The sequence below is a fragment of the Microlunatus sagamiharensis genome, assembly GCF_900105785.1.
Taxonomy (GTDB): domain Bacteria; phylum Actinomycetota; class Actinomycetes; order Propionibacteriales; family Propionibacteriaceae; genus Microlunatus; species Microlunatus sagamiharensis.
Genome location: NZ_LT629799.1, coordinates 53,927 through 74,303 on the forward strand (window position 1 = coordinate 53,927; position 20,377 = coordinate 74,303).

23 protein-coding genes and 1 tRNA gene are annotated in these 20,377 nt (G+C 68.5%); 12 read left to right on the forward strand and 12 right to left on the reverse strand.

What is annotated here, in order from left to right:
- Positions 1-38: 38 nt before the first annotated feature.
- On the forward strand, positions 39-1,859 hold the full coding sequence (gene ctaD / locus BLU42_RS00245; protein ID WP_456238004.1) for an aa3-type cytochrome oxidase subunit I: 1,821 nt from the start codon (positions 39-41) through the stop codon (positions 1,857-1,859).
- A gap of 39 nt (positions 1,860-1,898) precedes the next feature.
- On the opposite strand, the gene BLU42_RS00250 is transcribed toward ctaD, so the two are convergent.
- Positions 1,899-2,186, reverse strand: a complete 288-nt coding sequence (locus BLU42_RS00250; protein ID WP_091072067.1) for an excalibur calcium-binding domain-containing protein — start codon at positions 2,184-2,186, stop codon at positions 1,899-1,901.
- Positions 2,187-2,356: 170 nt separating this feature from the next.
- Between BLU42_RS00250 and BLU42_RS00255 the strand changes: the two genes are divergently transcribed.
- The gene (locus BLU42_RS00255) at positions 2,357-3,064 is read left to right on the forward strand and encodes a ZIP family metal transporter (RefSeq protein WP_091072070.1); all 708 of its coding nucleotides are present in this window, start codon (positions 2,357-2,359) and stop codon (positions 3,062-3,064) included.
- A gap of 55 nt (positions 3,065-3,119) precedes the next feature.
- Here BLU42_RS00255 and BLU42_RS00260 read toward each other — a convergent pair whose 3' ends face one another.
- The 3 genes from BLU42_RS00260 to BLU42_RS00270 form a co-directional block, all read right to left on the reverse strand.
- Complete coding sequence (locus BLU42_RS00260) at positions 3,120-4,754, reverse strand: solute symporter family protein (RefSeq protein ID WP_091072072.1); 1,635 nt, start codon at positions 4,752-4,754, stop codon at positions 3,120-3,122.
- On the reverse strand, positions 4,751-5,116 hold the full coding sequence (locus tag BLU42_RS00265; RefSeq protein ID WP_091072075.1) for a DUF485 domain-containing protein: 366 nt from the start codon (positions 5,114-5,116) through the stop codon (positions 4,751-4,753). Before BLU42_RS00265 ends, BLU42_RS00260 begins: the two co-directional genes overlap by 4 nt.
- A 99-nt stretch (positions 5,117-5,215) precedes the next feature.
- A complete protein-coding gene (locus tag BLU42_RS00270; RefSeq protein ID WP_091072078.1) occupies positions 5,216-6,040 on the reverse strand; it encodes an alpha/beta fold hydrolase in 825 nt (274 codons plus the stop codon).
- Between the two features lie 81 nt (positions 6,041-6,121).
- Here BLU42_RS00270 and BLU42_RS00275 point away from each other — a divergent pair, with 81 nt between their 5' ends.
- A complete protein-coding gene (locus tag BLU42_RS00275; protein ID WP_091072082.1) occupies positions 6,122-6,547 on the forward strand; it encodes a MarR family winged helix-turn-helix transcriptional regulator in 426 nt (141 codons plus the stop codon).
- A 27-nt stretch (positions 6,548-6,574) separates the two neighbouring features.
- Here BLU42_RS00275 and BLU42_RS00280 read toward each other — a convergent pair whose 3' ends face one another.
- Complete coding sequence (locus tag BLU42_RS00280) at positions 6,575-7,519, reverse strand: DUF808 domain-containing protein (RefSeq protein ID WP_091072085.1); 945 nt, start codon at positions 7,517-7,519, stop codon at positions 6,575-6,577.
- Positions 7,520-7,678: 159 nt separating this feature from the next.
- On the opposite strand from BLU42_RS00280, the gene BLU42_RS20405 reads away from it, so the two are divergent.
- Positions 7,679-7,843, forward strand: coding sequence for a hypothetical protein (locus BLU42_RS20405; RefSeq protein ID WP_157719697.1), 165 nt, complete (start codon positions 7,679-7,681; stop codon positions 7,841-7,843).
- Positions 7,844-7,883: 40 nt separating this feature from the next.
- On the opposite strand, the gene BLU42_RS00285 is transcribed toward BLU42_RS20405, so the two are convergent.
- Positions 7,884-9,431 (reverse strand): glycoside hydrolase family 31 protein, encoded by a 1,548-nt coding sequence (locus BLU42_RS00285; RefSeq protein ID WP_231918363.1) that lies wholly within the window; start codon positions 9,429-9,431, stop codon positions 7,884-7,886.
- A 178-nt stretch (positions 9,432-9,609) separates the two neighbouring features.
- Here BLU42_RS00285 and BLU42_RS00290 point away from each other — a divergent pair, with 178 nt between their 5' ends.
- A complete protein-coding gene (locus tag BLU42_RS00290; RefSeq protein WP_091072088.1) occupies positions 9,610-10,095 on the forward strand; it encodes a mycothiol transferase in 486 nt (161 codons plus the stop codon).
- A 13-nt stretch (positions 10,096-10,108) separates the two neighbouring features.
- On the opposite strand, the gene BLU42_RS00295 is transcribed toward BLU42_RS00290, so the two are convergent.
- Positions 10,109-10,420 (reverse strand): EthD family reductase, encoded by a 312-nt coding sequence (locus tag BLU42_RS00295; protein ID WP_091072090.1) that lies wholly within the window; start codon positions 10,418-10,420, stop codon positions 10,109-10,111.
- A gap of 30 nt (positions 10,421-10,450) precedes the next feature.
- Positions 10,451-11,068, reverse strand: a complete 618-nt coding sequence (locus BLU42_RS00300; protein WP_091072092.1) for a TetR/AcrR family transcriptional regulator — start codon at positions 11,066-11,068, stop codon at positions 10,451-10,453.
- A gap of 99 nt (positions 11,069-11,167) precedes the next feature.
- Here BLU42_RS00300 and BLU42_RS20960 point away from each other — a divergent pair, with 99 nt between their 5' ends.
- From BLU42_RS20960 to BLU42_RS00310, 3 genes are read left to right on the forward strand one after another with little or no spacing between them, the layout of a single operon-like run.
- Positions 11,168-11,740 carry a hypothetical protein gene (locus BLU42_RS20960; RefSeq protein WP_197680555.1) on the forward strand — a complete coding sequence of 191 codons (573 nt, stop codon included), beginning with the start codon at positions 11,168-11,170 and terminating at the stop codon, positions 11,738-11,740.
- Complete coding sequence (locus tag BLU42_RS20965; protein ID WP_197680556.1) at positions 11,737-12,390, forward strand: molybdopterin-dependent oxidoreductase; 654 nt, start codon at positions 11,737-11,739, stop codon at positions 12,388-12,390. Before BLU42_RS20960 ends, BLU42_RS20965 begins: the two co-directional genes overlap by 4 nt.
- Positions 12,387-13,046, forward strand: coding sequence for a hypothetical protein (locus tag BLU42_RS00310; protein ID WP_091072094.1), 660 nt, complete (start codon positions 12,387-12,389; stop codon positions 13,044-13,046). Before BLU42_RS20965 ends, BLU42_RS00310 begins: the two co-directional genes overlap by 4 nt.
- Positions 13,047-13,075: 29 nt before the next feature.
- On the opposite strand, the gene BLU42_RS00315 is transcribed toward BLU42_RS00310, so the two are convergent.
- On the reverse strand, positions 13,076-13,387 hold the full coding sequence (locus BLU42_RS00315; protein WP_197680557.1) for a cupin domain-containing protein: 312 nt from the start codon (positions 13,385-13,387) through the stop codon (positions 13,076-13,078).
- Between the two features lie 138 nt (positions 13,388-13,525).
- On the opposite strand from BLU42_RS00315, the gene BLU42_RS00320 reads away from it, so the two are divergent.
- The 4 genes from BLU42_RS00320 to BLU42_RS00335 all read left to right on the forward strand — a co-directional run bounded on the left by BLU42_RS00320 (position 13,526) and on the right by BLU42_RS00335 (position 17,282).
- Positions 13,526-14,158 carry a calcium-binding protein gene (locus tag BLU42_RS00320; protein WP_091072096.1) on the forward strand — a complete coding sequence of 211 codons (633 nt, stop codon included), beginning with the start codon at positions 13,526-13,528 and terminating at the stop codon, positions 14,156-14,158.
- Positions 14,159-14,468: 310 nt separating this feature from the next.
- The gene (locus tag BLU42_RS00325) at positions 14,469-15,179 is read left to right on the forward strand and encodes a hypothetical protein (protein WP_091072098.1); all 711 of its coding nucleotides are present in this window, start codon (positions 14,469-14,471) and stop codon (positions 15,177-15,179) included.
- A 19-nt stretch (positions 15,180-15,198) separates the two neighbouring features.
- Positions 15,199-15,858, forward strand: coding sequence for a response regulator transcription factor (locus BLU42_RS00330; RefSeq protein ID WP_091072100.1), 660 nt, complete (start codon positions 15,199-15,201; stop codon positions 15,856-15,858).
- Positions 15,859-15,869: 11 nt separating this feature from the next.
- Positions 15,870-17,282 (forward strand): HAMP domain-containing sensor histidine kinase, encoded by a 1,413-nt coding sequence (locus tag BLU42_RS00335; RefSeq protein WP_172825721.1) that lies wholly within the window; start codon positions 15,870-15,872, stop codon positions 17,280-17,282.
- A gap of 21 nt (positions 17,283-17,303) precedes the next feature.
- Here the strand turns inward: BLU42_RS00335 and BLU42_RS20410 are convergent, their stop codons facing one another.
- The 3 genes from BLU42_RS20410 to BLU42_RS00340 form a co-directional block, all read right to left on the reverse strand.
- Positions 17,304-18,407: a hypothetical protein gene (locus BLU42_RS20410; protein WP_157719698.1), complete on the reverse strand. Its 1,104-nt coding sequence runs from the start codon at positions 18,405-18,407 to the stop codon at positions 17,304-17,306.
- A 209-nt stretch (positions 18,408-18,616) separates the two neighbouring features.
- Positions 18,617-20,191 carry an ATP-binding protein gene (locus BLU42_RS20415; protein WP_157719699.1) on the reverse strand — a complete coding sequence of 525 codons (1,575 nt, stop codon included), beginning with the start codon at positions 20,189-20,191 and terminating at the stop codon, positions 18,617-18,619.
- Positions 20,192-20,268: 77 nt separating this feature from the next.
- Positions 20,269-20,341 (reverse strand) — tRNA-Thr (locus tag BLU42_RS00340).
- Positions 20,342-20,377 lie beyond the last annotated feature (36 nt).

The window sequence follows — 20,377 nt, forward strand, 5'->3', positions numbered from 1 at the left end:
GCTCACAGCGAACGTCTGGGCCAGTCGAAGGAGTTCCGGTGGCGACCACCCTGCAGCGCACCGCGACCGAGGTCGCGCTGCCGAAGCGGCAGCTGGGGACGATTTCGTGGAAGTGGATGGTGACGACCGATCACAAGGTGATCGGGAATCTCTATTTCGTGACGACGATGTTGTTCTTCTTCTTCGGCGGCATCTTGGCGTTGGGGATCCGGGCTGAGCTGGCGTTCCCGGGTTTGCAGTACATGAGCTACGAGACGTACAACCAGTTCTTCACGATGCACGGCACGATCATGTTGCTGCTGTTCGCGACGCCGTTGTTCGCGGGTTTCGCGAACGCGATCATGCCGTTGCAGATCGGGTCGCCGGATGTGGCGTTCCCGCGGTTGAACATGTTGAGCTACTGGCTGTTTTTGTTCGGTGGTCTGGTGACGGTGTCGGGGTTCTTGTCCCCGTCGGGTCCGGCGAGCTTCGGCTGGTTCGCGTATGCGCCTCTGAGTGATGCGGTGAACTCGCCGGGTGTGGGTGGGGACCTGTGGATCATGGGTCTCTACATGGCCGGTTTGGGCACGATCTTGGGTGCGGTGAACTTCATCACCACGATCCTGACGATGCGGGCGCCGGGGATGACGATGTTCCGGATGCCGATCTTCACCTGGAACATCTTGGTCACGAGCATCTTGGTGCTAATCGCGTTCCCGATCTTGGCGGCGGCGTTGCTGACGTTGGAGGCGGACCGGAAGCTGGGTGCGCACGTGTTCGACGCCGGCAACGGCGGTCCGATCTTGTGGCAGCACCTGTTCTGGTTCTTCGGTCACCCTGAGGTGTACATCATCGCGTTGCCGTTCTTCGGCATCATCACCGAGATCTTGCCGGTGTTCAGCAGGAAGCCGATCTTCGGCTACGTGGGCCTGGTCGGCGCGACGTTGAGCATCGCGGCGTTGAGCGTGGCGGTGTGGGCGCACCACATGTACGTGACGGGTGCGGTGAACCTGCCGTTCTTCAGCTTCATGACGTTTCTGATTGCGGTGCCGACGGGGGTGAAGTTCTTCAACTGGATCGGCACGATGTGGGGCGGGAACATCGCGATGCGCACGCCGATGTTGTGGGCGGTGGGCTTTTTGGTGACGTTCCTGTTCGGCGGGTTGACCGGTGTGGTGCTGGCGTCTCCGCCGTTGGACTTCGCCTTGTCTGATTCGTACTTCGTGGTGGCGCACTTCCACTACGTGGTGTTCGGCACGGTGGTGTTCGCGATGTTCGCGGGGTTCTACTTCTGGTGGCCGAAGTTCACCGGTTACATGTTGGATGAGCGGTTGGGCAAGGTGCACTTCTGGTTGTTGTTCATCGGGTTCCAGGCGACGTTCTTGGTGCAGCACTGGTTGGGTGTGGAGGGCATGCCGCGTCGGTATGCGGATTATCTGCCGAACGAGGGGTTCACGGTGTTGAACCAGATCTCCTCGGCGGGGGCGTTCTTGCTGGGCGCGTCGATGTTGCCGTTCGTGTACAACGTGTGGAAGAGCAGGAACAACCCGCGGGTGGGGGTGGATGACCCGTGGGGTTGGGGTCGCAGCCTGGAGTGGGCGACGTCGTGCCCGCCGCCGCGGCACAACTTCACCTCGATCCCGCGGATCCGTTCCGAGGCGCCGGCGTTCGACCTGCACCACCCCGAGGTCGCCCTCTCGGAGTACGGCGACGAGGAGAGTCTCAAGGACAGCGCCGTGGACGCCGCCGAGGACGACGGCCGTCGCAACCTGCTCGAGGCCCGCGTGGAGGAGCGCTCCGACGACCGGGTCGACGACCAGGAGGACGTGCACCCCAACGTCTCCCCGAAGGCTCCGCCGGGGCAGGACGAGCGCGGCTGAGCCGACGGCCTCGACGGCGCACCGTCGAGCCCGGGCTGCTCACCGCTTCTCGCAGGCGATGCCGTCCTTGTCGCGGTCGAGGCCCTTGTTCTTGCTCATCGCGGTCTTGTAGATCTTGGTGCTCTTCTTGTAGTTCGTGACCGGCTTGGACGAGGTCTTGTCCTTCGCCCCGGACTTGCCGACGCCGTGCGGGTACTTCTTGTTGAGCGCCGTGCAGTTCTTGTAGATGCCGCTGGCGGCCTCGGCCGAGACGGTCGTGGTGGCCAGGGGCAGGGCGAGGACGGCGGCGCTGGCGACGAGTGCAGCTGCGTGCTTGAGCGAGATCATGCGCAGACCGTACGGATCGGTCCCGCCGCGCGTGGCTGATCCGGCAAGGTCCACCCTCAGGGGTGGCACTGGGGCCCGCTGGCTGAGCGCGCAGCCCGACGCCGTGCCGCGCGGGCACGATGGGCTCTCGTGGACCTGCTGACGACGACCTCCGCCCGGGGACACCGACCGTGCTAGACGCTCTCGGCTGGGGCGCCGTGGCGGCGGCGTCGCTGCTCGTCGGCGCCGTGCTGGCTCTGCTGCGGACGTGGCGCGCGGGCCTCATCGGCGGGGTGCTGGCCTTCGGCGCCGGTGCCCTCATCTCGAGCGTCTCGTTCGAGCTCGCGCAGGAGGGGCTGCGCCTCGGGGGCCCGCTGCCGGTCGCCATCGGCATCGCGGTGGGTGCGCTGGCCTTCTTCTTCGCCAACCGGGCCGTCGACCGGATCGGTGGGCGGAAGGGCGGTGGCGCGGGCGGTCTGCCGCTTGCGGTCGGAGCCCTCCTCGACGGGATCCCCGAGCAGGCCGTCCTCGGCATCGGCCTGGCGTCCGGCGAGGGCGTGAGCGTCGCCCTGCTCGTCGCGATCTTCGTGTCCAACCTGCCCGAGTCGATCGGCTCGGCGAGCGACATGCGCGCGAACGGCAAGGGCCGTGGTGTCGTCCTCGGGCTGTGGGCGGCGGTCGCCGTGGTCTGTGCCCTCGCGACCCTGGGGGGCTACGCCCTGGCCTCGGTTGCGGGTGGTCAGGTCCGAGCGGGCATCGACGCCTTCGCCGCGGGTGCGCTGCTCGTCATGCTCATCGACTCGATGGTCCCCGAGGCGCACGACAAGGCGGGCAACCGGGCCGGCCTCGTCACCGTCATCGGCTTCGCCGTCGCGGCCGCCCTGTCGAACCTGACCTGACCTGAACCCGGTCCGCTCGAGCGGGGCGGCCGCCTCGGCGCTCTTCAGTGCGAGCTCAGTGCGAGCTCGCCTTCTCCGCGCCCGCCCCGGTGAGGGAGCGGACCTCGAGCTCGTCGTAGCGCCGCTGGCTCTCGTCGTCCTTGCTGACCAGGGTCCCGATGATCCCGCAGAGGAAGCCGATCGGGATCGACACCAGGCCCGGGTTGCGCAGCGGGAACCACGCGAAGTCCGCGTTCGGGAAGAGCGACGTCTCGGTGCCCGACCCGACGGGGGAGAAGACCACCAGCACGACGGCGGCGATCAGGCCGCCGTAGATGCTCGCGGTCGCCCCGACGGTGTTGAAGCGGCGCCAGAAGAGGTTGAAGAGCAGCGCGGGGAGGTTCGCCGACGCCGCAACCGCGAAGGCCAGGGCGACGAGGAAGGCGATGTTCAGCCGTTGCGCCGGGATGGCCAGCGCGATGGCGACCGCGCCGATGCCGAAGGCGGCGATCCGCACGACGACCATCTCGCTGCGCTCCGACGCCTTGCCCTTCTTGATCACGCTCGCGTAGATGTCGTGCGCGACCGACGAGGCGGAGGTGAGCGTGAGCCCGGCGACCACCGCGAGGATCGTCGCGAAGGCGACCGCCGAGATCAGCGCCAGCAGCACCGCGCCGCCGAGCGTCCCGTCCCCGCCGCCGACCGCCTGGGCGAGCAGCGGCGAGGCCGCGTTCCCCGACGACGTCTGGATCGGGCTGCCCTTGGCCGTGTCGACGAGGGCCGCGGCGCCGAAGCCGAGGACCAGCGTCATCAGGTAGAAGGCGCCGATGAGCCCGATGGCCCACAGCACCGACTTGCGGGCGGCCTGTGCCGTCGGGGTCGTGTAGAAGCGGATGAGGATGTGGGGCAGGCCGGCGGTGCCGAGCACCAGCGCCAGCCCGAGCGAGAGGAAGTCGAACTTGCCGACGAGGTCCTTGCCGTAGAGCTGGCCGGGCTGCAGGAACGCCTCGCCCTTGCCCGAGCGCTCCGCCGCGGCCCCGAGCAGCTCGGAGAGGTTGAAGTGGAACTGGGCCAGCACCAGGATCGTGATCAGCAGCGTGCCGATGATCAGCAGCACGGCCTTGACGATCTGCACCCAGGTGGTGCCCTTCATGCCGCCGAGCGTCACGTAGACGATCATCAGGATGCCGACGCCGACGATCACCAGGTTCTTGACGCTCGGGTCGCTGACGCCGAGGAGCAGGCCGACGAGGCTGCCGGCGCCGACCATCTGCGCGAGCAGGTAGAAGATCGACACGACGATCGTCGAGGACGCGGCCGCGCTGCGGACGGGCACCTGGCGCATCCGGTACGCGAGCTGGTCGGCCATCGTGTAGCGCCCGGAGTTGCGCAGCAGCTCGGCCACGAGCAGCAGGGCGACGAGCCAGGCGACGAGGAAGCCGATCGAGTAGAGGAAGCCGTCGTAGCCGTACAGCGCGATCGAGCCGGAGATGCCGAGGAACGACGCCGCCGACATGTAATCGCCGCCGATGGCCAGGCCGTTCTGGAAGCCGGTGAACGAGCGCCCACCGGCGTAGTAGTCGGCGGCGCTCTTGTTCTGCCGCGAGGCCCAGAAGGTGATGCCGAGCGTCACGGCGACGACGGCCAGGAAGAGCCCGATCGTCAGGCCGCGGTTGTCCCCGGCGGCGAGCGGGGCGAGCAGGGGGCTCATCGCCCGGTCTCGCTCTCGAAGCGCTCACGCAGCTGCGTGGCCAGCGGGTCGAGCTCGCGGCCGGCGTGGCGCGCGTACAGGGCGGCGATCACGAACGTCGACACGAACTGCAGCAGCCCGAAGACCACGGCGACGTTGACGTGCCCGACCACCGGGGTGTCCATGAAGCCGCGCGCCCAGTTGTTGCAGACGACGTAGGTGACGTACCAGACCAGGAACGCGATCGTCGCCGGGATGGCGAAGCGGCGGTAGTTCTTGCGGAGCTGCGCGAAGCCCGGGTCGGCCGCCAGGTCGGCGTACGCCTGCTCGCTGCTCTTGCCCTCGTGCTGCGGGGCCTTCTGCCCCCGTCGTGCGCGTGCCATCCCAGACCTCCGTTGGTCGCCGATGACGGCAGACCATACCTATGACTGGTCTGGTGCGTGGAGAGGCACGCGTCGGAGCGGGAACGTTCCCGGTGAACCTCAGCGCGCCAGCACCCGCAGCAACGCCTCCGGCGTCTCGATCTGGGGAAGGTGGCCGGTCTCGGGCAGCAGCTCGAACTGCGCGCCCGGGATCAGGGCCGCATACGCCCGCCCGACCTCGGCGTCGACGATCCGATCAGCCGTACCCGTGACGACGGTGGTGGGGACGTCGATGCTGGGCAGCCGCTCCGCCAACGTCGGGTCGGTCATCGTCGAGCCGCCGTAGACCGCGAGCGCGGCCCGGTTGCCGGGCATCGACTCGCGCACCTCGGGTAGCAGCGCTTCCGGGTCGAGGCGGAACCGGTCGGGCTCGTGGTAGCTGAGGTCGGCGACCTCGTCGAGGGTGAGGGCGAAGAAGTCGGCGGGCAGGTGGCCCTCCACCGCCAGACCGACCGCGCCGACCAGCGTCAGGTCCCGCCAGCGGGCTCGGGCGGGCCCGTGGCCGGCCAGGGCCGCGAGCTCGGCGGCCACCCAGCCTCCGACGGAGTTGCCGACCACGCTGAGGTCGGCCAGGTCGAGCTGCTCGACCAGGGCCGCGTACGTCGCCGCGAGGGCACGGGCGCTGCTGAGGCCGGCTGGACGTGGAGTCCCGGCAAAGCCGGGGTGCACGGGCGTGAGCACCCGTACGCCGAGCGTCGACGCCAGGAGCCCGGCGAACGCGGTCACCGACTGGGGGCCCGCCCCGCCGTGCAGGAGGAGGAACGGACGGCCCGTCCCCTGATCGTCGACGGTGATCGGGACGACCCCGACGCCGGGCACGTCCAGGTCGGACGTGCTCGTGCGCGTCGTCGCGGCGGGTTGGGTGGTTGTGCTCGGGTCGGTCATCAAGGCGCTCCTCGGTCGGCTTCAGTGCCTATATAAGCACACTTATATAAGGTGACTGAGGAAGTACCGTACGATCGGGTCATGGCGACGTTGCAGGAGGTCGGTCTGGCCGTGAAGCGGCTCCAGTGGCGGCACCACCGGGCGGCGAACCAGGGGTTGGCGACGCTCGGGCTTTCGCTGGTCCAGTGGGACGTGCTGCGCCACCTCGACGCGCAGCCGGAGGCGTCGCTCCACGACCTCGCTCAGCTGACGTTCCAGACGGACCAGTCGATGGGTGCCCTGGCCGTACGGATGGTCGAGCGCGGTCTGCTGGAGCGCGTGGGAGGGCCGGGCCGCGCCGTGCGGCACCGCCTCACCGGGCGCGGGGAGGAGGTTCGCGGCGCGGGAAGCGCGGTGCTGGACGAGGTCCTGCGGGAGTCGTTCGGCGGTCTCGCGCCGGACCAGCTCGACCGGCTGCACGACCTGCTGTCCCAGGCGCTGGCCACGGCGGGCGCGAGCGCGCGCTGATCGGACGGTCAGGTCGGGGCCGGCGCCTCAGTGCTGCGCGGCACCCTTCCGCTTCGGCAGCACGTGCAGGACGGCGACGACGACCGCGCCGACGACGATCCCGATGATCGCGGAGGCAAGCGTGTTGGCGAGCCAGCCGAGGACCCCGCCGATCCCGGGGACGCCGTGCACAGCCTCCTCGAGATGGTGCACGAGCGCGTACGGGGCGTGCCAGCCGAGCTCGTCGGTGCCGACGAGCAGGATGTGGCCGCCGACCCAGAGCATCGCGACCATGCCGACGGTGGACAGCACGGCGAGGAGCTTCGGCATCCCGCGGACGAGCAGCCCGCCGAGCCTCTGCGCCCCCTCGGAGTCACGGCGGGTCAGGTGCAGCCCGACGTCGTCCATCTTGACGATCAGCGCGACGACGCCGTAGACGAGCGCGGTGATCGCGATGCCGACCACGACGAGGATGACCGCCCGTGAGACCAGACCCTCGTCGGCGACCTCGTTGAGCGAGATGACCATGATCTCGGCCGACAGGATGAAGTCGGTGCGGATGGCCCCGCTGACCATCGTCTTCTCCTGGTCGGGGCCCTGCGCGGCCGCGGGCGCCTCCTCCTTGGCCGGGTGGTGCCCGCTGACCTTCTCCCAGATCTTCTCCGCGCCCTCGAAGGAGAGGTAGACGCCGCCGACCATGAGGATCGGAGTCAGCGCCCACGGCAGAAACTGGCTGAGCAGCAGGATCGCCGGGAGGATGATCAGGAGCTTGTTGCGCAGCGAGCCGATCGCGATCTTCCTGATCATCGGCAGCTCGCGGTCGGCGGTGAAGCCGGTGACGTAGCGCGGGGTGACCGCGGTGTCGTCGACCACGACCCCCGCCGCCTTGACGCTCGCCCGTCCCGCGGCCGCACCGACGTCGTCGACCGACGCCGCCGCGAGCCGGGCCAGGGCGGCCACGTCGTCGAGCAGGGCCGCCAGGCCGCCGCTCATCGGGCGGTTCCCGCTCGCTCGATCATGGGGTGAACGGTAACGGCTCGAGGGCCTTCCTCCGAGGTCGTCGATGTCGGCGCGCGGCTCACGGCTCGTCGCACTGCTCGCCGACCCGGTGCCCGTGTACCGTCCGAGGCCCCGCACCGAAAGCAGGTCTGCGTGAACGACATCGACATCACCGGTTACGTCGTGCTGGCCCTCATGGTGCTCGGCGTCTGGTTCGTCCTGACCGTCCAGCGCCAACTCAAGCAGATCGCCGCTGACGTCCGTGCGATCCGGGAGGCCGCGGGTCATCAGCCCGCCCAGCCTCCGTCGGCCCCGTAGACGGGTCTCGACGGACGATCCGGCCTCGCGCGGCAGCTCCTCAAACCCGGCGCCACCACGGCAGCGTCGACAGCCCGACCTCGAGGTCGAGCTCGGTCGGCCCCTCGACCACAAAACCGTCCTCCGCCTGCCAGCGCCCCTCCGGAACCTGCACTCGCCGCCCACGCGCGCCCGCCTCGACCACCGGGGCGACCAGCAGGTCCTCGCCGAGCAGGAACTGGTCGGTCACCCGCTCGTAGCCCGCGTGGTGGAAGGCCAGCGGCCGCAGGACCGGGTCGCCGGTCGCCGCCGCGTGGTCGACGAGCGCGAGGATCTCGGGCAGGAGCCGCTCGCGGAGGGCGAGCGCGGCGCGGACGGCGGCCAGGTGCTCGTCGTCGAGGACGCGCCACGGCGCGAGCGAGAACTGCACCATCGGCATCAGCACCGACACCTGCGCCCACCGCACGAACAGCTCCTGGTCGAGCGCGTGACCCTCGCCGAACTCTCCGCCGAACCCGCCGAGCTCACCGCCGCCGACCATGTCCGGGCAGCCGTACGGGTGCCCGATCAGCCCCTGCGCGACGACGTCGGGGATCAGCGAACCCAGCCCGTCGGCACCCCAGATCGGCTGCTTGTCGTGCAGCCGCTGCGCGAGCGGCTGCCCGCCGGAGCGCCAGCAGGCCCGCAGTTCGTTGAAGCCGAACTCGGACGCGAACCGCGCCCAGGCCTCGGTCTGCTGCGTGGGCACGAGGGGCCCGGTGCCGGCGTGGGTCACGTCGGTGCTGCGGTAGTCGCGCAGGTCGCCCGCGTCGAGCTTGAAGCCGTCGACGCCGTACGCCTCCTGCAGCTCGTGCAGGCGGTCCCGCAGCCAGCCGACGGCGTCGGGGTGGGTGAGGTCGAGGACGGTGCTGAAGCCGTTCCACCACTCGCGGACCGCCGGGCGCCCGTCAGGGTCGCGGACGAGCCAGCCCCGGCCGGCGAGGTAGCGCGAGTTCGAGCTGTCCGGGCTCACGAAGGGGACGAGCCAGACCATGACCGTGAAGCCCCAGTCGTGCAGCTGCGCGGTCATCGCGGCCGGGTCGGGGAAGCGCGTCGGGTCGAAGCGCCAGTCGCCGTAGTCCTCCGACCACCGGTCGTCGATCATCAGCAGCCCCGGCGGGAAGCCGGCGTCGAGCACGCCGCGGGCGTACGCGAGCACGCCCTCCTGCGTCGGCAGGTAGGGCATCTCGATCCAGGTGTTGTACTGCGGCGCGCTGAACATCCGCCGGTCCGGCGTACGCCCGCTCGCCGGGAAGTGCTCGGCGGCCGCCGCTCGGAAGCCATCAGCCAGCAACGACCCCTGAGCTTGTCGAAGGGCCGCTGTTCCGTGGACCTCGAGCCCGCCCGACCCGTCGAACGCGAACGTGAACGGCTCGTCGGACCAGACGTGGCGGCCGTGGCTGGAGACGAGCAGGGGAGCGGACTGGTTCGCGCCGCCGGTGGGGTCGTCGAGGAAGCCGGCGTTGGTCGCGAGCTCGCGCCGGTGCGGCTCGGCGCCGAACGGCATCTGCGTCCCGTCGGCGACCGCGCCGCCCCACCACCACTCGCCCTGCTCCACCTCGATGCGCACGCGCTCATCCTGCCGTCGGGCCGAGTCGGACGGGCCGACCGGCACACCCGCTGGTTTTCTTACCCGCACCGTCGCGAGGACGTGATGTGAACGCTCTCAGCGCCGATGAGGGTAAGAAAACCGGCGCGAGGTTTGGAGAACTGGCCGCGTCGCCGTGGTCACGTCCTAGCGTGCCGTCGTGACCGGCTGGACCGACGACCTGCGCACGCGGCTCGACGAGCTCCTCGACGAGTACCGCGCGGCCCTCCTCGGCTCGCTCGACGGGCTGAGCGAGGAGGAGGCGCGGGCTCGGCTGGTGCCCTCGAAGACCACGCTCCTCGGCCTGGTCAAGCACGTGACGTTCGTCGAGGGCGTCTGGTTCGACCAGGCGCTGACCGGTCGCTCGTACGCGGACATCGGCATTGCGACGACGCCGGACCGGTCGTTCACGCTGACGCAGGCCGACACGATCGGCTCGATCCGGGCGGCGTACGAGGCCCGCGCCGAGGCGTCACGGGCCGCGACCGCGCAGCTCGCGCTCGACGCCCGCGTCGACGGCCGCGGGGAGCGCGCGATGTGGGCGCTGCACCTGCAGGTCCTCCGCGAGCTGGCCCAGCACGCCGGGCACGCCGACATCCTCCGCGAGCAGGTGCTGGCCCGGCGCGAGGCTGGTCAGGACCGCTGAGCAGCGGCAACCGTCAGGAAGACTCCTCGACGTCGAAGAAGATCGCCTTGAACCCCGCCGTCCCCAGCCGCTGCACGTCGCCGAACCATGCGCCCGCCTCGGGTGTCGTCACCGCCGCGCTCGCGGAGTCGTAGTCGGTGAAGTAGAGGTCGACGATCCGGTACGCCGGGGTCGGCGACCCGTCCTCCTTCGGCCAGACCTTGGCGGCCTCGAGCCGCTGCAGCCCGGGCAGTGCACGGGCGAGGTCGAGGTGCCCGGCGTACGCCTCCTCGAAGGCCTGCGGGTCGACCGGGTTGTCGAAGAGCACGGTGATCTTGGTGGGCATGCGTTCCTCCTGCGGGTGGGCGGCTGTCGGCTACGTGGCGTGGCTCCGGATGAGGGCGATCGCCCCGTCGAGGGCGACCTCGAGCGGTTCGGGGCTGTGGCGGGTCTGCGTGAGGACGAGGCCGCCCTGCAGGGAGGCGAGGACGGCCAGCGCCAGCCTCGCCGGGTCGGCGTCGGCGCGCAGCAGGCCCCGCTCCCGCATCGACGTCAGCCCGACCGCGATCGCGTCGCTCCAGCGGCGGAAGCTCTCGTCCAGCTCGCGCCGCGCGCTGTCGTCGACGTCGGCGAGCTCGCCGACCAGCGACCCGAGCGGGCAGCCGCCGACGCCGTGCTGGCGCCGCTGGTTGGCGACGACCGCGTCGCGCCACGCCTCCAGCGCCACGAAGGAGTCCAGGCGGGTCACGCTCGCGTCGTCGGCGCCGAGGACGGCCTCCGTGTTGTGGCGGATGACGGCGCGCACGAGCGCCTGCTTGTCGTCGAAGTAGTGGTACAGCTGCGAGTTGCTGATGCCGGCCGCGTCGCGGACCTGCTCGAGGCTGGTGCCGGCCACGCCGTTCTCGTAGACGAGGCGGGCGGCCACGGCCACGATCCGCGCGCGCGTCGCGGCACCTTTCGCGGTCAGGGTGCGTCCCTCGGTCACCACGCTCACGAATCGTGACGGTACTCGTTCTGGCCTTGACGAGCCAGTCTCCGTGGCCTTGAATGGCTCAGGCAAGCCACTTCGGGTGGCCGCGACGGACGGAGGGCGATGAGCCTGCTGACGGAGCTCGTGCAGCGGGTCGGGCAGGACCAGTCCGCCCGGCTGCAGGCACGCCTGGCGACCCCGGCGCGCACGACCCGCGTCACGGTGGTCATCGGGCGGGTCCTTGGAGCGGCATTCCTGCTCTGCTTCGCGACCGGGCTCTACAGCCACTTCCTGCAGAACCCGCTGCCCGGCATGCGGTTCCCGACCCGCCCGGTGAACCTGTACGCGATCACCCAGGGCGTGCACGTGATCACCGGCGTCGCCTGCATCCCGCTGCTGCTGGCCAAGCTGTGGACGGTCTACCCGCAGCTCTTCGCCTTCCCGCCCTTCAAGGGGCTCGCGCAGCTGGCCGAGCGGCTCTCGATCGCCGTGCTCGTGTCGGCCTCGCTCGTGCAGCTCGCGATGGGCCTGCTGAACACCTACCAGTGGTACCCGTGGTCGCCGTTCTTCGCCTTCCGTGACGTCCACTACGCGCTGGCGTGGGTGATCATCGGCTCGGTCGGGCTGCACGTAGCGGTCAAGCTGCCGCTGATCGTGCGCCACTGGCGCCGCGGCGGCGACGGGGAGGTGCGGTGACGGGCGACCGGACCCCTCAGCCCCCTCAGGACCAGGAGGCGGGCAGCACGCAGCGGGAGGCGACGACCAGCCGGCGCCGCTTCGTCGCCACCGTCGGCGTGGCCGCGGTCGGTCTGACCGCCGTCACGGCTGGGCAGAGCATCGGGGTGCTCGACGGCCTCAACCTCTTCGGGCCGCGTACGCAGAAGGGCGCCCCGCAGCAGGTCCCGGTCAACCGCACCGCGGCGGCCGCCGCCGTCGAAGCCTCCGCGAACGATCCCGCCTGGTCCCTGCGGCTGGCCGGCGCGCGCAGCGTCGCGCTCAGCCGGACGGACCTGCTCGCCCTGCCGCAGACCACCGTCCGCCTGCCGATCGCCTGCGTCGAGGGCTGGAGCGTCCACGCGGACTGGACCGGCGTCCGCATGCGCGACCTCATGGACCTGGTCGGGACCTCCGGGGCAGCCGTCCGCGTGACCAGCCTCGAGCCGCAGGGCGTCTACCGGGAGACCCAGCTCGGACGCGAGTTCGTCGCGGCGCCCACCACGCTCGTCGCCCTCGCGCTCAACGGCGAGACCCTCGACCTCGACCACGGCTACCCGGCCCGGCTGATCGCGCCCAACCGGCCCGGCGTCCTGCAGACCAAGTGGCTCAGCACGATCGAGGCGCTGTGAACCCGCTGCGGCTCGTCGGGCTGCTGTTCGGGCTCGTGTCGGCCGCCGTCATCCTGATCGGCACGGCCTTTGCAACCCGGTCGGTGACGCACTACCTCGCGCAGACCCCTCTCGACGCAGCCCCCGAACCGGTGCCGGCCACGGCCGAAGCAGCCCCCGCGACCGAGGGGCGGTCGTCGGCGGTCCTCGTGACGCGGGTCGTCCTCGGCGCCGTCGGCGTCGGCGTGCTGGTCGTCGGGGTGTGGAAGGTGCTGCACGCCGTCCACCCCGAGAACTACCTCTGGCTCCTGCTCTGGCTCGCCGCGGCGGTCGTGCTGCACGACGGCGTCCTCGACCCCCTGATCACCCTCGTGCGCTCGGCCTCCCACCGCGGCCTGCGGCGTTTCCCCGACGCGGCGCTGACCGTGGTCAAGGGCGGCCTCGTCCTCGGCGGGCTGCTCGTGCTCGTTGTGGTCCCGATGGTCTACGCGAAGCACCTCGGCCCGCTCAACCCGACGATTCTGCCGGGCGACTACGGCGCTCGGCTCGTGGCGAGCCTGGTCGTGATCGCCGTCTTCACCGCGCTGGCGGCGGCGCTGGTCGCCGTGCGCGCACGGAAGCGGTCACGAGCCCAGCCTCGTCCGCAGTCGCCGTCAGTCGAGCTCGCGCAGGGCTGAGGTCATCGGGCCGCCCGCGTCGCCCGTGTTCACCGTGCCGCGGGACTCGATGAGCAGCGCGTGAACCTCGGCCTCGGCCCTGGGGAGTGCTCGACCCCACGCGGGACGACGAAGACGTCCCGCTCGCCCAGCACCACGTCGCGGTCCCGCAGCTGGATCGTCAGCTCGCCGGCCAGGACGAGGAAGAGCTCGTCGGTGTCGGGATGGGTGTGCCACACGAACTCGCCCTGGAGCTTGACGACCTTGACGTCGTGGTCGTTGACGCTCGTGAGCCGGTGCGGCTGCCAGTGCTCGGTGATGCTCTGCAGCGCCTGCTGGATGTTGCGGACCTCGGTCTCCACGCAGCCGAGCGTAAGTACGCCGCAGGCCGCTCGACGAACCTGACAGGACTGTCATCTGCCTGACAGGGACGCGTCAGCGCCGCTCGATGAAGTAGGGGACGTCGGAGAGACCGACCGTGAACCCCAGGAGCAGCCGCCATGACCAGCACCGCCCCCTTCGCCTCCCGCTTCAGCACCGCCAAGCGCGTTACCGCCCTGACCGGCGCGGGCCTGCTCACCGCGGTCGGCCTCGCCTTCGCCGTCCCGACCTCTGCCTCGGCCGCGACGTACACCTGCAACGGCAAGGTCGCCACGATCGTCGGCACCGAGGGCGCCGACGAGATCGAGGGCACCCGCGGCGACGACGTCATCGTCGGCCTCGGCGGTAACGACGAGATCGACGGCAACGGCGGCAACGACACCATCTGCGGCAACGCCGGCAACGACGAGATCGACGGCGGTTCGGGCAACGACTGGCTGCAGGGCGGCACCGGCAACGACGAGATCGACGGCGACACCGGCAACGACCGCGTCTACGGCTCCTCGGGCCACGACGACCTCGAGGGCGGCAGTGGCAACGACGTCGTCGACGGCTACTCCGGCAACGACCAGCTCGAGGGTGGCAGCGGCAACGACACCCTCCGCGGCGACGCCGGCAACGACCTGCTCGAGGGCAACTCCGGCAGCGACAAGCTCTCCGGCGGCGCCGGCTCCGACATCACCCGCCAGGGCAGCGCCTCCGACTCCGTCGAGGACCGCTGGGAGCGTCAGTACCGCGGCGACGACGACTGAGCTCCGCGTCAAGCGCTGAGCCCAGCCGCGACCCCTGAACTTGTCGAAGGGCGCTGGGCTCGCCGGGTCCGGGGAGCCCAGCCACGATCCCTGCGCTTGTCGAAGGGCGCTGGGTGCGCTGGGCCCAGCCACGACCCCTGAGCTCGTCGAAGGGCGCTCGGCTCGCTGGTTCCGCTGGGCCCAGACACGATTCCTGAGCCTGTCGAAGGGCCAGGGCGCAGCGAACCCGCACCAACCCACCGGCGGGGCCGTCCACGCGGACGGCCCCGCTGGTCCGCACCCGGACAATGAACCCCACGAGGAGGACCCGATGACCACCGCAGCGCCCCCGAACCCGACCCGTCGCCGCCTGACCACGGCCGCGCTGGTCGCCGTCGGCGTGGTCGTGCTCGCCGTCCTCGTCTGGCTGCTGACCCGGCCCGACCCGTCCGAGGCCGTCGCGCCCGTCGTCGTCGACGAGGTCAGCGCCGCACCCCCGGTCACCGGTGCGGCCGCTGGTCCGTCGCAGGAGCAGGTGCAGGCCCTCACCACGCTCAGCGGCGTCCTCGAGCACGGCGGGGACACTGCCGAGTTCGTCCTCGACAACGTCGAGCTCGATTTCGGGCCCGACGCCTGGGTGATCACCGCGCCGGCCACCGCGAATTTTGACGGCGACGGCACCACCGAACCTCTCCTCACCGAGCTCGAGGGCCTCGTCGGCCAGGAGGTCGTCGCCAACGTCCGCCTCGACGAGGACGGTGACGACGCCGACGTCTTCGTGCTGAACGACCGCACCTACCGAGACAGCGCCGGCGGCACGCCGCCGTGGCAGCCCCCGACGACCGACACCACCGGGGTGTCCGCGGACGTCGTCCGCGCCAACGCGATCGAGGCCGTCGGCCCGGGCTCGAACGTGACCGAGCTCGAGCGCGTACGCGCCGGCAACGTCGCCTGGGAAGCCACCGTCGTCGACGCCCAGGGCGCCGAGTTCAACGTGCTGCTCAGCGCCGACGGCACCGTCCTCGACCAGCGCCGCGACTGAGACGGAGAGGGAGCAGCACGTGGCGCTGGTCGTCGTGATCGAGGACGAGGTCGGGATCTCCGACTTCGTCCGCCGCGGCCTGGAGTCGGCCGGCTTCACCGTCGTCGTGGCCGCCGACGGGCTGAGCGGCCTGCAGCTCGCGCAGCACGAGGACGTCGAGCTCGTCATCCTCGACCTCGGGCTGCCCGGCCTGCCCGGCGAGCAGGTGCTGACCCGGCTCCGCTCCGTACGTCCCGCGCTCCCGATCATCGTCCTCACCGCGAAGGGCGCCATCAGCGACCGCGTGACCAACCTCGAGGCTGGCGCGAACGACTACGTCGTCAAGCCGTTCAGCTTCAGCGAGCTGCTCGCCCGCGTCCGCGTCCAGCTGCGCCGGCCCGACCAGGCCTCGCCCGTCCTGCTCGAGGGCGGCGGGCTCACCCTCGACGTCCGCACCCGCGAGGTGCGCGTCGACGGGAAGACGGCGACGCTGTCGTCGCGGGAGTTCACGCTGCTGGAGGTGCTGCTGCGCCACCCCGGGCAGGTGCTGTCGCAGACGCAGCTGCTCGACCAGGTGTGGGGCTACGGCTTCGAGGGCGCGTCGAACGTCGTCGAGACCTACGTACGCCACCTGCGCCGCAAGATCGGCGCGGACCGGATCCAGACCGTGCGCCGCGCCGGCTACCGGCTGGTGACGTAATGCTGGGGTCGTTGAAGGGGTCGCTGTTCCTGCGCATCGCGGCGATCGCGATCGCGACTCTCGCCGTCACGATGCTTGCGGCCGCACTGCTGACCGCTCAGCTCATCCGCGTCGAGCAGCGCCAGGACCTCGACTCCGTCCTGCGGCGTGAGGTGAGCGCGCTGGCGCTCGGGCTCCCGGACCAGCTATCCGCTGCGGCTGGCTCCGACGGGACCGCCGATGCGGCCCAGGTCGACCGGGCGGTCCAGCAGTACCTCGCCCTGCATCCCGGCAGTCAGCAGCACCTGACCGTCATCACCCTCGGTTCGCGCACGATCAGCACGCAGGACGGTCCGCCCGAGCTGGTCGAGCTGAACCGCTCTGGTGCGCTGCCCGCTGGTGTCGACGGACGGCTGCTGACCGTCTCTTCGAAGGCGGGGCCGTTGCGCGTCCTCCGCACCCCGGTGGTCAGCAGGGGAGCGCAGGTCGCCGTCGTTTCCGTGTACGGTCCGCTCGCGCCTGGGCTCGACCAGGCGCGGCAGGCGTTCGTGCGCATCGGCCTGGCTAGCGCGGTCGGGCTTGTCCTCGGCGGGGTTGTCCTCCTGCTTGCGCTGCGCAAGGCGCTGCGACCGGTGCACGAGCTGGCCGACGCGGCTCGCTCGGTCGACCTGCGCGACCTCAGTAGCCGTGTTCCAGAGCCGGGTGGAAACGACGAGGTCGCAGCGATGGCCGCCGAGTTCAACCGCATGCTCGACCGCATTCACGCGGACGAGCAGAAGCGCACCGAGCTCCTAGCCGCGATCTCGCACGAGCTGCGTACGCCGTTGGCCGTGGCGCGCGGGCACCTCGAGCTGTTGGAGACGCTGGGTCCGGAGGAGGGGAAGACGGCGGCTGACACGGCAGCGGTCGCACGCCGTGAGCTCGACCGGCTGGGTCGCATCGTCGACGACCTGACGGCGCTGAACGCTGGGGCCGACAGCGCCGAGGTCGAGATCGGACCCGTGTTCGCGCCCGACGTGATCGATGCTCTGCGTGACCGCGTTGCGGGACTTGCTTATGCGGACGTCGAGATCCGCGATGCGCCGCCCATCATCGTGCTGGGTGACGAGGACCGGTTAACGCAAGCCTTGCTCGCCCTTGTCGTCAACGCGCGGACCCATACGCCCCAAGGCACTCCTACTTCGGTTCAGGTGGAGTCGGTGAAGGACCACGTCGAGTTCCGCGTGTTAGACGCGGGTCCAGGTCTGGATCCTGAGGTCGCCCAACGTGCGTTCGACCCATTCGTTACAACTAAGAGTCTTGGGACCACGCGGACCAGCGGACTAGGCCTGAGCGTGGTGAAGGCACTTACTGAAGCCCAGGGAGGCACCATCATTCTTCACACGGGTGCCTCCGGCACGTCGGTCACCGTCATGCTGCCGCAAGCCTTGGATTCGCATCCCTAGAAATGCCCTTGCCTCGCCGAGTCACTTGGGCCAGGCCTGCCTCAGGCGCCCGATGCGTCTTATGTCGCCACGTTGCTCAGCTGCGAGGATGCGTAGCTGCAATAACTTAACGGCCGATCGAACGGTTTCGAGATCACGCAAACGACTGATTCTCATGTGTGCGAATCGATTACGTATTGATACAACCTGGAAGCGTAAATTACTCCACTGGTCGCGGGTCATGCCAACGAGCCCAGGAAGAGAGATCACTTGTTCCTCGCCCAACTCGAGTAGCGACTCGAGCGTCAGCCAATCGAGCGGTGAACGAACGTCGTTGAGGGAAGTGGCATGCGGGCTCACGTCCCGACGCACCTGCGCGAGAATCGATTCCGTTCGACTCTCGAGCACCTGGCCTGCCCAGACGTCTCCGTACTCTGCCCGAAAACTCGCGGCAAGCGCCTGGCGTAGCAAGCGCTCCAATGTGAAGATCTCGCCCGCAAGCTGACGCCAGGATTCCAGCGGGTCGATGCACTGCTCCAGGAAGTCGCCGAGCGCTGCTTCCCAGACTTCTCGCGAACTTCTCGGAAGCAGTTCGATTTGATCGGATGGCCCGACTGTAACTCTAGCAATTCCCGCACCTAGAAGAGCTTCACTAACTTCTGGCGGAACTTCCGATTGCGTGCATGAGAACGCTCGTTGCTCAAACACCATCGACTCTAACCAGGCGCAGACCTCCGGTCCAACCTCCTTGAATGCAGAGATTGCTACCGAGTAAATGGCCGAAGTGGCTCTCTCGCGCTTCTGGTTGCCAGAACCCTCCGACGTCTCAATCTCCGAGAAGGTTTCTAGGAGTGCTGCAGAACCGTCAGCGTGTTGATGTAGACGAGCTTGCGCGTCCAATTCACTGATACCGCGGCGGTCTAGAAATGCCCGAGCGTGCTCAATACTGTACGTCGTGACCGATATATTCTGACAATCGTGGACGATCGAATTACCGCTCACGCGGGGAAAACGGCTGGCTGGGTAACGCGATATGAGAAGAACTCGTGCTCCCGCTTCTCGATAGACGTTTATCGCAGGCCGCAGTCGCGTTAAAGTTTCTTCGTCACCTTCCGCGGCAATCACCTCGAACTCGTCAATCATCACGAGGGACTGAGGGGATAGATGCTCTGAGGGATAGTCGAGGGCCCGGCGATGATCCACAGGAATGACGTCAATACCGCCATGCTCCGAAGTCTCGTCTACGAGCAACGAATGGAAGCTGCTCGTGCGTTGAAGTGCGCCGACATGTGCGAAGACTAGGCTGTGGGGGTACCTGAGTGCAGCAACGAGTTCGGGAAACAAGGTACCCGTGCTCACAGTTGCTGGAACTGAGAGAGGAGTTGAGGCAGAGGTCCCAGGATCGTTCCGGTGGCCTCGTCGCGCAGTAGATCTAACTCGTACAGGTGGTTAATCTCGTCCAGGTAGTAGTTGCTCAGCTCCGTGAAGGTTGCCGGATCTGAAGCGAACGTCTCAAGCATCTCTACTTCGACCGGATAATGACGTCTTGTGCTGGCGATCATCTCTCGGACTCGCGGAACGATCTTTCGCTGCCAGCGGGGTATGGCAGAAGCCACATCCTCTGCGGTCACAACTCGCGAGCGGCTCACGCTATCCGAGGTGCTGACTTCGGCGGCCAGCGTTCGGTGCAAAAAGATATTTCCGCGACAAGTCTCATGCATGACGGTGTGGGCTGAGGAAGACCAACGGAGAGCCATCCGGCTACCGATTTGTACTGTCAAGCGCTCGATCTCGTCGGGCTTCATTCCGCCGACGTAGAAGGGTTTTGCCCAGGAGAACAGCGGGTTCTCTCGACCATACAGTTGGCCGCGCTCAACCGTTGCGTCAGTTATGCCGGCTAGGATCGCGTTGAAGTTGTCGTACTCCTGAACGAGACTTCTAATCGCGCCGAGGAATTCAGGGACGTAGGCCCGATCTTCAGAAGCAAGCGCCTTGGCGTCCCCAACCAAGGATTCGACTTCGTCAAGAGCTAGTACGACTTGGACCTGTCGGTGCCTACAATCGCTCAGGCTGGCCTCGAGAGCTCGACGGAATGGTCCTATCTCGTTCGAGTCTAGATTCGCGAGTTCGTGTGTCCGTATGCCTCGCTCGCGGAATCCAACTAGAAAGGACGCGCGTAAGTCTGAGATCAGTCGAGATTCAACTAAACTCGGGTCGGTCGGTAGTGTCTCCATGTCGCGTAAGACGAATATCCGAGCGCCGGAGTCCTCGCCTTGGAAACGACGGCCCAACTCTTTAATGATGGACGTCTTGCCGGATTTTCGTAGCCCGAACACTCCGCAGACGTTTCGTTGCCGAAGCTCGAAGATCAGTTGCCGAAGTATATCCTCTCGCCCATAGAAGTCCATGCCAGTCACGGCCAGTGACTCTTCGTACAAATTACGGGACGAGAGTCGGCTAACCAAACCAGCGATCAGGCGCTCGGCAATCTCCTCGATCGTGCCGACGGACGAGAGGCGGACGGCTGAGAAGCCGAGACTGGGGCTCCAGGACTCTAACTTCGCGTCAGCGTCTGGGTCGGGACAATGAATAAGGAGTAGTTGCTTGTCCGCTAGGCGCCCTGCGGGCAGGGAGCTTTTGTAAGCGTCAAGGGCAGAAAGGATACGCGGCTGAAGGTCGTAGTACGGAACGTAGAGGATCAGAACCTCATTAGTTATACCAAATCGCCGTTCTATGTTGCGACCGAAACGTACTAGCCCAAGCCAGAGACGCCCGTCCCAAGACGCCGCGTATGAGAAATCTGACTTAAGAACCCAGAGTGCTTCGCGCTGCCTTTTCGCTGTGGGGAACGCAAGCTGCAGCCGTTCGAGGTGCCGAAGCGTCCCTGCGTCCCGGAGTCTGTACTCCTCAAGCTGGTCACTCTCGGCCATGCATTCTCCTTGGCGATCGTCCTATACAAGCTGCCTAGACGCCTATTGCTCATCGAAAGGTCGGTCGCGACGAATCGAGCTGACGGTCGGACTCGAACCGACAACCGCCTGTTTACAAGACAGGTGCGCTACCAATTGCGCCACGCCAGCAGGGTGAGGACAGGGTACCGAAGCGAAGCCTGACCA